A 12,023-nucleotide genomic window follows, 5' to 3' on the forward strand; every position below is an offset into this window, starting at 1 on the left:
TTGCGGGTTGATGGGGTTCAGGGGGTAATTTATTGTTTTGGTGGGCTGGTTGTGCCGCCGGAGTCGCCGTTGTGAATATGTTTTTGTACGCTAACGGTTCCCGCGACAATATCTTGCGTGGCTTTTAACGTTCCGTCAATAGTTGCGCTTACACCGCCATTTCCACCGGATATCGCCATGCCACCTTGCCCGGTGATTTTGGCTTTTGCTGTCATTTGTTCACTAGCCGTCAGCATCGGTGTATTAAAATCGGCTTTATCACTGGCGTTGACTTCGAATGACAGACAGTTAACCCGGTAAATATCGCAATCGATCTCGATGATTCGTCCACGTTTTAAAACGATTTTCGCTTTTTCATCGGTATAGATTGCCACCTCTCCGGATTTCAAACCCTGTAATCGATATTGTCCATGCTCTGTCGCAATAACAATACTATGGCTCGTTTTACCGTTCAGCGGCAGCATGATTGCCGCTGTTCCGGCTGGGGGATTACTGGTCAGTCCGTACTGTTGGAAAAGTTCGACATCTTGCAGCGGTTCACCGTTCAGCGCCTCGGCCTGCACGGCCTGTGCGGCTCCAGTACTGTTAACACGAGTTAATACCCCTCTAAATGCCTGTCTAATGCCGTTTAATTGGCGGTTAACCTGTTTACTAATTTCAGCTAATGTCGACAATGCCTACCTCCTTCTTGCCTTTTTTACCGCCCTTTTTTGCTTTGCGTTTTTCTTTCTTTTTCTTGTATGCATCGGGTATCCAGACACCATCTTGTTTAAGCCCCAATACGGTATAGGTGCCGGAGCTGCGCCCACCAATAAACGTGCGGGACATCAAAAAATAGACGCCATCTATGTTGTGAGGTTCGCTAATAACATGAATGCGCTGTCCGGGCGACCATAAAATGTCATCAGACGTTCTGTGGCCTCTGACCTCGACAACTAAATCAAACGCGTTCAGCTTCGCATCAGAAAGCATTTTTCGTGCCTGATAACGTAACTGTTCGATATTATCGATATCGCCTGCCGTGGTGATTTTAGGGCGGTAAAATGCGACGTCAGGGTCAGCAACAACCACTTTCATATTATGCGAGCCGATTTCGGCAGAGCTGGTCACATATTCACTATTGCTGCTTTCGTTGGAACTGATATCAACAATGCCTACATCTTTACTTTTGCTGCTGCCTGATGACCGTTGCGCGTGACCTTGTCCCAATAATGTTAACTCTGAAAAGCAACTTTCAATTGATGTGGTTTCATCAATTGAAATCACGTTATTTTCGCCCCCTTCAAAACGCATTATCAACGATGCTACGGGCGGCGTGGTGCAGTCAGCCCCGCCGATAACTAATGTCCCGTCAGGGTCAAACCAAGGCCACAAGCCACTATTTTTAGCTGAGCGGGTCAGCGCCTCCCAAGCTGATTCCCCCGGTTCGACGCTGATTTTGTCGCTAATAGTGGTTGCCTCGGCATCAATACGGATTTTTGTAATACCAAAAGGGCGAACAATACTGGCGACAATTTCTTCTAATGTCAGTTGTTTTGCGGTAAATATGGGGGCGGAACAGTCATACAACATCCCGGCTTTATCCCGTCCGTTAAGCGATAACGTAGTCTGACCACGACGAACAGAACGGCGGCGGCGGTCTATGCGACCGTCTAAAACCGTATCATTTCCAACCTGAACAGTAACGGGCATCCCTGCGGCGATATCATCCGGGAAAATGCCGTCCGGGATACCAAGAGACACGCTCCACGCATCCGCAGGGGTCAGAAAATCTGAGTCGATGCTATATTGCGTCCAACTGCTGTGAGCTTTCCCATTAATAATCACGCTCACCGTGTTAATGTCGATATTGTCTTGAGTTTGATTATCTGGCGTAGGCATAAATGAAATCACCTTGTTTGATATTATTAGAATCCCGGATAGTAGGATTTAACCGATACAGTTCGGCGGCGCGTTGATAATCCCCGTATAACTTATGCGCGAGCAAATGGAAATTGCAGTCAGACTCAATGCGTCGGCGTACCAGTGGTGGGCGGGCCATAATGGCGGCATTGCCAAGATTTTGTACATCAAGCGCGATATCTTTTAACGACAAGACGACCGGTTGCCAGCGCAACGCAATATCAGTCGGGCTACTGCTGACGCTTTGCATTTCAGGCTCGTACAGTTCGCGATGTTGGTCAATAACGTTCAGTAGTGATTCCCGGACATCATTCACAATCATTTCGATGTCATCAGGGGAAAGCTTTTCAAGCTGTTCTTTATCGGTCAAAATCTCTACGGCATTTTTTGTCAGCTCGGCAGCAACTTCGGCAGTCACAATGGCGTTTAGCTCTTTGATATCATCCAGTGTGGCACCGGCAGGCATACTGACCGGCGCGTCAGTTTCACCGGTTATCATGGCGTTAGGGATAGCCGCAATCGCGTTTAATTGAGATTTGGTTTCTTTCCAGTCTGAAATCGTATTATCACTATATGCGGTAATACTGTTTGTTGTTGATGATTTTGAACTCAACGAGGTTAAGTCTAAAGCGGAGCGCAGGTCGCTAAGAAATGCGCCCGGATAGTTAATAAAATTCTTCACACTACTGATAAAACCAACAATATCACCACGAAATACCGTCACCATATTAACCATGACAGAGCCAAGCGCTTTAATCTTTGCCATGTATTTTTGTGCTGTCTTTAATGGCGCAATAACTGCATCTAAAATACCTTGCAACCCATCAAGTAACCCCTGGATTTTATTGAGTATTTCGTCCAGTTTTGACAGCGTAAACTCTTGCATAAAAAACGGGTTGCCGGGGGTAGCTTCGAGAAACACCAGCTCAACATAGCAATGATCAACATTGTCGGCGGTGTGGTCGATGCCGTATTCGATACATTGCATATTAGGCATTGAACCAAAAATCGGGTGTATCAGTTCAGCGCTTCCGTAAGTATCCAGCGCGACGATAAAGGCTTGTAATTGTTGTTCGTAAGTATCACCCCAAAACAGCGCAGTCATGCGACTATTGCGAGGCTGACGGCCTAAATCTTCGACGTCGCCGCCGTCCTGATAAGGGTATTCATGAACAGCCACCGAACGTGATACAGAGTCCCGCGTCTGAATGACATCAAAGCGAACGCCCCGAAATGAAGCATCAAGCATATATTCAGACCATGCCATTATAATTCTGCTCCCACATAACCACGTTTATTTTGTATATCGTTATGCTGGTTAACCACTTCCGCCAGAGTGCGTCCATCAACAATTAATTTCGTTATATTACTAAGGTTAATGGGTGCGGTTTCCTGAACAACCGGAGGCTGATTTTCATTGCCACCAGAGACAAGGGAGTTGAACCAACCAGAGACAGGTGAAAAGACGTTTTCTTCAAGAAATTTATTCGGGTTAAATCCAATTTCCTCTAACCATTTATTGGCCTTTTCTCCGCGTTCTTCGCCGCGTCTGGCGGCAAGTTCAGCCGGTGAAATACCTTGTCTTTTTGCCTCTTCCGCAATGTTCCATTGCTCTGTAACCAACGCTAACGCACCATTTAATAGACCTGTATCAAGGTCTGGTTTTTCAAAGTCGTCATTACCTGAGCCTTGGTTATCCTGCCAGTTGGTTACAAACACCGGAACGGCGTTTGTGGTTCCCTGTGTCGCGTTTAATAAACGTTCTGGAAACCGCATCACGCCACCACCACTGGAGCCAGTAAGGCCACCTAAGCCACCACCAGCACCACTCAAACCACCATTACCTAACAACATTTTTGCGCCACCGATAGCCATTGCAGCAGCGGCAAGCGCTTTTAATCCATCGGTGGAACCTGCAACCCATGCGGTAAAATCCGGAAATCTCAAGCTTAAATCGCTTAACTCCTGAGATACTTTTCCGATAGCATTTGATAGCGGCGTCATGGCATCCATGCTGCCGAAATCTTTTGCATTGCTCAGGCGTTCTGTTTGAAAATCATTGGTTGATTTAATCACCTCAAAGTTGACATTACCTGCCAGTTGGTCGCCGGATAGGTTTCGTTGAGCGTTGCTCGCGTCGGTCACTTCTTTTGCATAATCCCGGTTGGCCCGATAACCGATAAGGGCTTTTAGTGCCTGTTGGTCGTTAACCATTTTACCAACGGCTGAACCTTCCAAAATTGAGGACATCGAGTTCAATGTTTCAAGACGATCAGCCCCTTTAGCGGTTTTTAATTTTTCCTGCAATGCCTGATATTGACTGTCATTGGCGACCACTTTATCAATGATGCCGACAAAACCATCAATTGCGTTAACGCCTTTCTCGCGGGCTGCTGCCAGCGAGCCGGGAAGGTCAATGCCTTTGCCGTTATATTGAATTTTAGAGGCGGCTACCGCTGTATCACGGCCTGTGATTTTGGCTAAAAAGTTACTGGTATTAGTTCCCGCCTCGCTGCTGCTCCCAGCGGTAATTGCTGATGTCTGGTTAAAGGCCAGCAACGTTGCGAAATCATCTAACCCCCTCATACCAGCATTACCGGCGGCGGCTAAATGGTTGGGTAAATATTGCGCCATGTCTGCCAGTTCAAATGAACCCGCTTGCCCGGCAACAATTGCCATGTTTAACGCTTTTTCGATGTCTTTATCCTCAATACCAAATGAGCGCTTTAAACTAATTGCAATCCCGGCTAAGTCAGAACTGCTGGCCCCGGTAGAGGTTGAGTATTTTTGTAAAATAGGAAGCAGGTTATTTGCAGAAGCCGCGTTGACTGCGCCAGACGCTAACATTTTATCGAGTGCTTCTGCGGCACTTTCTTTCGACCCTCCGCCATACTCAATCGCTTCGCGAATACTTTTAGCTAACGTCGTTTTCCCTTTGATGCGGCCTTCAACGCCTTCATTTTCATAAGCAGTGTTTGCCATCATGGCAACCCGGCGATCAAAACTCATATGATTTTTAACCGGTTGAGCCAGCACCATTGCGCCTGCGGTGATTCCTGCGCCAATTTGCGCCATACCAGAACCGATGTTTTTTATCTGCTGTAACCGGGTAACGCCTTGCATTTCTTTTCGTAGTTCAGCAACACGCCCGCGCATCTGATTGTAAGCGCGGGATTGCTCACGGGCAGACAGGGTGCCTGAACGGGCTAGACGATTATAAGCGGCCTCGGTTTGTTGAATTTCCCGGCGGATACTATGTTCAGAACGAATGCCGAGAGTTTCCCTTGCTCGTGCGGCTTTTTGCTGTTCACTCATCAGCGTTCGTGCTGTTTTAATTCCTTCGGCTGAAGCTTTTCGCTGTGCATTAACCTGTTGCTCACTGGCTCGGTTAGTCTTACCTATACTGTTTGCCAGTTCTGCCGCTGCTTTGGATGCTTGTTTTGTGCCTTTTTCACCCTCGGCAGCGGCTTTCGTCTGTGCTGCGCCTTGCTTTTCGCTTGCCTTGGTTGCTTTGCCTGTCGCCTCGACTAGCTGGTTAACAGCAGCGGATACCGGCTTTGATGCCCGGTCATTCGCCGTCAGCGTCATTGCAACTTCAAGGTTTCGATTACTCATGGCGCGTTAAGCTCCTTTTTTCTGACGTTTTGATATAAAGCGCTTTGTATGTCCGTCTTTATCCTGAGAAGGTGAGCGAGGTGTTTTCTTACCGTTTAACTTGCCGAACGCGGAAAGATATCCCTCAAGCTCTGTCATGCTCATTCGCTCGATTTGGCCTTCGGTAATTCCGTATCGTCCGAGGGCAAGGACGGCAAGACGGTATCCGGCGAGCGCGGCTTCCCGCGCTTTCGCTTTTTTTTCAGGTCATTAATTGCACCGACAATCAGGTCGTAATCATCGTCTAACAAGGCGGCATCAAGTAGCGTTCCAGTGATTTTCTCTTTCGGGATATCTCCCAAACTGATTAATGAATAGGCTTTGAGTGCAACAGAATAGAATGTCTGCGCTTCCTGCGTATCCATTGAACCGAAACGATTTACGGTTTCAACCACCGCCTCACTGGAGGCACCCACCATCGGTAAGCCGACCTCGCAGTCGTAGTGAATAACACCGTCGAATTCAACACCATAATCTAACGCTATGCGGATACTGTTCATTATTCGATAACCTCACGTAACGCATTCATTTTTAAATTGATGCGAGCCTCATTATCAACGGTGTATTGACGACCAACACTGGTTGTAAAACAGTCTTGATAAGACGTTCGTTTCCCACCGCTGCCGCTGATTGGCGTTGTGGTAATCTTCGCACCTTCAATGCCTTTCCAATCGACTTCACCATCAAGAGGTACAACGGCGGTAACATCGATTTCAATTTCTTCAACACCACGCGCAAAGCCTTTCGCGCGACCTGATTTATTCATTGTTTTAACCAGTTTTCGCCCGGTTTGTATATTGACCGAAACTTCGGTGACTTCGATTTCGCGACTATCCAGTTCCAGCGAGATAGCGCCGACGTATTCATCAGCCATTTAACCCCCTTATAAATACAGGTCGATAACGCCAGCGATAACATGCAGGCCGTTAACTACATCCGCAGGAATCTTAACGTTAAGCGTTCCCGGATTTTGTAAATCGCGCTCTGAAAGCAACTTAGCTTTGTTTGCTTCGACGTTCTCTAGAATCTCTAATCGTTCAAGCAGGAATAAAACGTCCAGCGTTTCAGAACGCACCTTCGGCGGGGTTCTTTCGCTCAGTTTTTCACGCGGAAAACGTAGGCTCCAACGCTCAACAATCGCTTTTCGGGTATAGTCCAGAGTCCTGATCGTGGTGATATCCAAGAGTGAGATATCATCCGTTCCGGAATCATTAACGGTATATGTTGAGATTGCCCGGACAATTTGAACTTTGTCTCCCGGCCCAACTTCTAACGGTGTCAGGCCGTTATAGAGCGCGGCTTCTTGTTCTGTTCGTCCCGGTTGAGATTCAAGCGGCGTCACGTCCAGCCCCAAAATCGGCAGGCCATTTAACGGGCGGGCGGGGTCTTCTTCGCTGGCGGTCACTGCCGCAAATCCTGCTGCAATAATGCACGGCATCAGAGCTGAATCATTGTGCCAACCGACCATGACACGCCCGCTGTTGATTTTCTTGGTCAGTGTGGTTCCGGTTGCAAACGATTTACGCCAACCCGCAACGCCAATCGCGGGGCGTTGCTCCATCGGATGACTTACCTTGTCCAAGTGGTCACGTAATGCGGTTAACGCATCCTCAGACGAGAACGGGCAAACCAGAATGTTAAATCGTGCAGCGAAGATAGCCGCTAATGCATCGCGGATATCAACTTCCAGCAGCCCACCTGCCATCGGCGTTAATTCACTGGTAATTCCGGCAACGGTAGAGGTTGCCCGCAAAATAATATCGTTACCAAATGCGCCTTTGTTTTTAGCTGTAATTGTCACCGCATCGGTTGTGATTGCCGCTGTGACGGGTAAGTCAGGGTTTTTATTTAAAGCGGTGACAAGTGACGCCATCAACGTTGCTGCGTCATCACCGTTACGACTGGTTATATCAATTCGAGTGGTGGCGATATACAAGCTGATTACGCCTGCATTGGTTGCCGTACCGGTCAGTTTTAATGAACCTTTTGCGGCCTGACTTCCTTCCGCATCTTCAACCCCGATAACGCTTAAATTGATATACGGATTTGCGGTCATGGCTTCTTTTGCCATCAAATGCGCCAGCGACCCACGCCCGAAATAGCTTGCTGCTTCATCATCTGAAAACACATATTGTGTTGTCAGTGGTGCAACCATTGTTCCGGCAATCGGTGATAACATCTGACCAATGATTAATACTGTCTGACGGTTAGTGGGTAACGTTGTTACTGCCAGTTTTAAATTGAATTCAATATGCTTGCCGGGTTTACGGGTGCTTGCCGGGATTTGCTCAAGCGTAATGTTATCACTCGCCATCTGTCGCCCCTTTTTTCTTGGCTTTGCTGTCGGTCGCGGCTGTCAGGACTTCGGGTTCCGGCAGTGCGGGTGGATATACTAAATCACCACTTTTAATGCAGCGGCGATAGTAGGCGTTATCCTCAACCGTGACCGCTTCCGCATCAGTAATATAGTGTTTAGGGTCTGCATACATCGGGACTTCAACGCCCGTTGCAGCAATGACCGTTAATGTCTTAGTCATAGGTGACTTGTCCTTCTAAGTCAGGGTTTAACGGGGTGTTGACTTCATCAATTTTCAGCTTGATGGTTTTTAAGTCTGGGTACGGTTCATCAATCGCCCCCCGATAACGGGTGAACGGGTAATCCGGATGCGTGATGTCTACTTCGCCAGCCGGGTTTAATGGGGTTTCAGGGAATCGGCTATCGTCCAATGAGGAATAGATCCAACTGGTGTCGAATTCGCAAGCGAACGCCGATACGGCCTGTTGTTCTAACTGTGTATTAAACAGCGAGCGAACACGACCCGGCGTCAAACAAGAGATTTTTAAGCCCAATGACTGTCCAGTCAGTAAACGACGAACGGCAGTCACAAGAAGGTTTGTTCCGACTTCGCTTTCCAATACGCCACCGTGTCGCGAGGCTGTCTCGCTGCGGATGTTTCGGTCAGCAACTATCACCGCAAAGCGTGCATGGTCACGAAATTTGCGTCCGGTAGTGTTGGTTTTCTCAGTCTTGTGAATGCCGCCAAACGTCACCCACGCGCCCGGCAATACCCGGATAATTTCATGCGGATTGCCATCCAGCTCGCCGCCATAGCTTTGTACACTGTCAACCATCCTGCCGAGTCCAGCCTGAAGACGCTCACAAATAGCATGTTCGATATCACTTGGATTCAAAATGCACCTCCATTGGTTTTATCTCTGCCAAACTGGCGACCACCGGACGCAAATTTCACCGTGTTAGTGGTCTTTGCCGTGCCTATCTCGCCTGTACCTAGTTTGATTTTGCCTGACGCGATTTGCTCCAAGTACCGGACGGCGTCTTCATAACGCGCCCGGATTTCCTCTGTCAGTTGTACACCACTTGTTCCGCAGAGCTTGAAGCGAGTGATATCACAGCAACGATCAACTAACGCCTCCGGGATGATGTCAGCAGACAAGGGGAGCGTGTAACGGCTACCGATGTAACTATCAATTTCAGAACTGGCCCGCGCTAAAGCTTTTCGCAAAACAACGTCGTCAATCTCTCCCTGTCGGTTGCGGTCAGTCAGGGTGATAACTTCTTTCAGTCCGAAAACGTCTTCCATGTCCTGCCGCTGTGCATACATCGCTATTTACCTTTGCTCGCGGCTTTGTCTTCTTTAGTATCAGCCTCGTTTTGTTTGGATTTATCGTCCTTGTCAGCTTCGATATTTGCCGTTAATTTGGCTTTTTCCGCTTCCAGTGCGGCGGTATTTTCCGTTGCCAGACGGGCTTTCTCATCTTCCAATCGCTTGATGAATTCCGCTTCCATCTTCTGATGCTCGGCAGCTAACAACGTTGTGATATCCGCTGGCGGGGTGGTTTCCTTGTCATCCTTCAATAACTCAACGACCAGTTGTGGGCTTTCCTGTAGCTCTTTGATTTGAGCTTTCGTGAACGTGCCTTCGGGGTGGGTTGTTGCTTCGCTTGAGTGCGACATTCCGCAACGGCAAAAGCCATCACGTTTTGCAGTAATACGAACTTTCATTACGCCTCCTCTCCCGTTGAACCGTAAGCCATTTGCCAGAATCCATATCCAGCCGCGCCGCGAGCCTCAACGCTGAATTTGTATTCTGCTTTGTTGAATACATCGTCGGAGTCTGTGTTGGTTTGATTAACAAACTCTGGCGCTTCGCGCTCTTGGAAAATCAGAGGTTTGATAATCTGATTAGTATCAAAAAGGAACCATTGTGCATCGTCGTCCAAGTCATCAACGACCAATACTTCGGCGGTGCCTTTGTAGATGTTGCGGTCGCCGTTCTCGAACTTGTCGGCCTCACAAATAGTACGGGCGACATCTTCTAATGCTGGCGGAACCACTAATAAATTGGGTTTAATTTTTAATGCTGCGCCTTCATCATCCTTAAATTTTCGCATTGCCGTTCTTGCTGCCCCGTAACTGGCTTTTGCTGCCGCAGCCGTAGCAGCGGATAAGGCTTTTTTTCCCCTTTATTGGAAACAAAGCTTTTGCCGACGGGATGGTCAGTATCAAAGAACGGTTGACCGTCGTAGCATTCATTAATGAAACCACCGGGCAATAATGCAAAAACCAAATCAGCGGGCCATTCTTTCGCCGATTTGCCCGCCGCACTGGCTTGGATGTTATATCCGGCAAGTTGATTGTCTTTAATGTGATTGCGCTTAATGGCGACGGTGGCTTCATAGTCTTCATTCACTAACGTGTATTTAAACGCACCCAGCGCTTTAACGACTTTTTCACCAATCCATTTTTTCAGTTTTGGGAAGCGGTCTAACCACCAGTAATGTTCTTCACTGGTTGTTGACGTGACTTTCATTGCCAACTTTTCCCAATCGGAGTCGGTTTCCTTAAACGCTTTTTGGAAAAGCGTTTTTAAACCAACATAAATATTCTTAATTGTTCCAGCGTTAATAATCACTGTTTGTCTCTCCGTTGTTAAATATCAACCCAAATGCCGTCAGCATCGATAAAAAGCACTTTCCCGGCGACAATATCGCCTGTTGCCGCGACAGTCTGACTATCCGCGACATAGCATGACTTGCCGATAAGGGCTTGCGACACCGGGGCGGATGAACTATTCGCAAAGTTGAAGGCTTTCCCCCTGCGTACAAGAACAAATGCATCACCGTTTGCGCCGTCACGGTTATCAATAAATTCTGTCGCCATACCAACGGTTGTCAGACCCGCTGTTGTACTTGCCAGCACGGCAAATCCGGCAGCGTTTGTGCAAACCATGTTTCCGGCATAAATGACCGTATTCGCGGCGATTTGAACAGGAATGATTTCTCCATCCCGGTAGCTGGTTTTTCTATCCATTACGCATCCCCCTTCATGGTTGCTGCGAACTCTTCCGGGCTAACGCCGAGAGTGGAACACATCGCCAGTGCGTCAGCGTCCAGCCCGTAGGTTTTATCTGACTGATTAAAATCTTTACCGTCAGTTTGCATCTGATTAAGTGATGCAATCGGCTTGGCAGAGGCGAGGAATGATTTCACCGCATCCGGATTGGTTTTTGCAGTATCACGCGCCCACGGTTCCAGCGCTTTAGTTAAGCGCCCGTCAGATAATGCCGTTACAATCGCGCTTTCCATTTCATCCTTTGCGCGCTTTTCGCGATCGGCTTTCAGGTCGGCGACTTCATGTTGCAGCTTAATAACGACGTCTTGTGGGACGTTGGTTGATAGCGTGGCAACCTGTGAGGCTAACGAGGTTGTTTGTTGAGAAAGCGCTGTGATTTTTTGCTCTTTCTCTTGTAACAAAGTGATTAAATTAACGCTTGCAGCCGTGGTGCCTGCGCCGTCAGTGAGTTTATCAATCAGCTTTTGCAGCTCTGCTTTTACCTCTTCCAGTGTCGCGGATAGGGGCAAGTTCAGCATCCAGCGGAGCTGTTCGAGTAAGTCTTCCATTGCGGTTGTATCCTCAATGTTAAGTTGTGGGTTTCGGGATAAGTCGGCAAGGTAGCCCGCAGCATAAGATGCCGCCGCGAGGGTTACTTCTTCCATGCCATCAAGTGCGGGGGTATTGGTCAGGGCAGCATGTAACACCTCAATTACTCGCCCGGTGGTTTTGTCATAGATAAATACCGCCGATATATAGCGATACTCTTTTGCCGCAATCATTTTTGCGGCATCGGTTGTCCAGTCCACGTCAATAGCAAATAAGCCGACAACGTCGCGCCATTCCATCTGCTTAAACCAACCCGCAGCCGGGGCCGGTTTGCCGTTCTGCGCGGATTTTAATGTCTGGTGTTCGTAATCAATGGGGAGGCGATTCGCTTTTGCCAGTGCTTTTGCAATCAAGCTTGCGGCGATATCGGCGTCGATAAACCAATCGTCGCACTCAAACGGGCGACCATCAGTGGCGCGAAACTTACCCGCCGGGAGTAATTGAATGGTGTTACCGGCGTCTTGAAGTTCGAATGTTAATGCTGCGATTTTTAGTTTCATTCGGG

General features: G+C 48.2%; 15 protein-coding genes. All 15 read right to left on the bottom strand.

Translation table 11 applies throughout. The features are described 5' to 3' along the window. Positions 1-29 precede the first annotated feature (29 nt). Positions 30-674, bottom strand: coding sequence for a phage baseplate assembly protein V (locus tag EKN56_RS02980; protein WP_130590449.1), 645 nt, complete (start codon positions 672-674; stop codon positions 30-32). After that, positions 658-1,881 (bottom strand): phage baseplate assembly protein, encoded by a 1,224-nt coding sequence (locus tag EKN56_RS02985; RefSeq protein ID WP_130590450.1) that lies wholly within the window; start codon positions 1,879-1,881, stop codon positions 658-660. Before EKN56_RS02985 ends, EKN56_RS02980 begins: the two co-directional genes overlap by 17 nt. Further along, positions 1,865-3,169, bottom strand: a complete 1,305-nt coding sequence (locus tag EKN56_RS02990) for a DNA circularization protein (protein WP_130590451.1) — start codon at positions 3,167-3,169, stop codon at positions 1,865-1,867. Before EKN56_RS02990 ends, EKN56_RS02985 begins: the two co-directional genes overlap by 17 nt. Beyond that, on the bottom strand, positions 3,169-5,517 hold the full coding sequence (locus EKN56_RS02995) for a phage tail tape measure protein (protein WP_130590452.1): 2,349 nt from the start codon (positions 5,515-5,517) through the stop codon (positions 3,169-3,171). The genes EKN56_RS02990 and EKN56_RS02995 overlap by 1 nt, the downstream gene beginning before the upstream one ends. A gap of 140 nt (positions 5,518-5,657) precedes the next feature. After that, positions 5,658-6,056, bottom strand: a complete 399-nt coding sequence (locus EKN56_RS03000) for a hypothetical protein (protein ID WP_130590453.1) — start codon at positions 6,054-6,056, stop codon at positions 5,658-5,660. Further along, the gene (locus EKN56_RS03005; protein WP_130590454.1) at positions 6,056-6,430 is read right to left on the bottom strand and encodes a phage tail protein; all 375 of its coding nucleotides are present in this window, start codon (positions 6,428-6,430) and stop codon (positions 6,056-6,058) included. Before EKN56_RS03005 ends, EKN56_RS03000 begins: the two co-directional genes overlap by 1 nt. A 9-nt stretch (positions 6,431-6,439) precedes the next feature. Then, a complete protein-coding gene (locus tag EKN56_RS03010; RefSeq protein ID WP_130590455.1) occupies positions 6,440-7,870 on the bottom strand; it encodes a phage tail sheath subtilisin-like domain-containing protein in 1,431 nt (476 codons plus the stop codon). Beyond that, positions 7,860-8,093, bottom strand: a complete 234-nt coding sequence (locus EKN56_RS03015) for a DUF2635 domain-containing protein (protein ID WP_130590456.1) — start codon at positions 8,091-8,093, stop codon at positions 7,860-7,862. The genes EKN56_RS03010 and EKN56_RS03015 overlap by 11 nt, the downstream gene beginning before the upstream one ends. Continuing rightward, entirely contained in the window at positions 8,086-8,748 is a 663-nt protein-coding gene (locus tag EKN56_RS03020; RefSeq protein ID WP_130590457.1) for a DUF1834 family protein, read from the bottom strand. The genes EKN56_RS03015 and EKN56_RS03020 overlap by 8 nt, the downstream gene beginning before the upstream one ends. Next, the gene (locus EKN56_RS03025) at positions 8,745-9,179 is read right to left on the bottom strand and encodes a gp436 family protein (protein WP_130590458.1); all 435 of its coding nucleotides are present in this window, start codon (positions 9,177-9,179) and stop codon (positions 8,745-8,747) included. The genes EKN56_RS03020 and EKN56_RS03025 overlap by 4 nt, the downstream gene beginning before the upstream one ends. 2 nt (positions 9,180-9,181) lie before the next feature. After that, positions 9,182-9,580 (bottom strand): HI1506-related protein, encoded by a 399-nt coding sequence (locus tag EKN56_RS03030; protein ID WP_130590459.1) that lies wholly within the window; start codon positions 9,578-9,580, stop codon positions 9,182-9,184. Continuing rightward, a complete protein-coding gene (locus tag EKN56_RS21095) occupies positions 9,580-9,969 on the bottom strand; it encodes a Mu-like prophage major head subunit gpT family protein (RefSeq protein ID WP_246019949.1) in 390 nt (129 codons plus the stop codon). Before EKN56_RS21095 ends, EKN56_RS03030 begins: the two co-directional genes overlap by 1 nt. Continuing rightward, positions 9,933-10,490, bottom strand: coding sequence for a Mu-like prophage major head subunit gpT family protein (locus EKN56_RS21100; RefSeq protein ID WP_246019951.1), 558 nt, complete (start codon positions 10,488-10,490; stop codon positions 9,933-9,935). Before EKN56_RS21100 ends, EKN56_RS21095 begins: the two co-directional genes overlap by 37 nt. Before the next feature lie 17 nt (positions 10,491-10,507). Beyond that, a complete protein-coding gene (locus tag EKN56_RS03040; RefSeq protein WP_130590460.1) occupies positions 10,508-10,888 on the bottom strand; it encodes a hypothetical protein in 381 nt (126 codons plus the stop codon). Beyond that, complete coding sequence (locus EKN56_RS03045; RefSeq protein ID WP_130590461.1) at positions 10,888-12,018, bottom strand: phage protease; 1,131 nt, start codon at positions 12,016-12,018, stop codon at positions 10,888-10,890. The genes EKN56_RS03040 and EKN56_RS03045 overlap by 1 nt, the downstream gene beginning before the upstream one ends. Positions 12,019-12,023: the final 5 nt, after the last annotated feature.

It is taken from the genome of Limnobaculum zhutongyuii (assembly GCF_004295645.1).
GTDB classification, from domain to species: Bacteria; Pseudomonadota; Gammaproteobacteria; order Enterobacterales; family Enterobacteriaceae; genus Limnobaculum; species Limnobaculum zhutongyuii.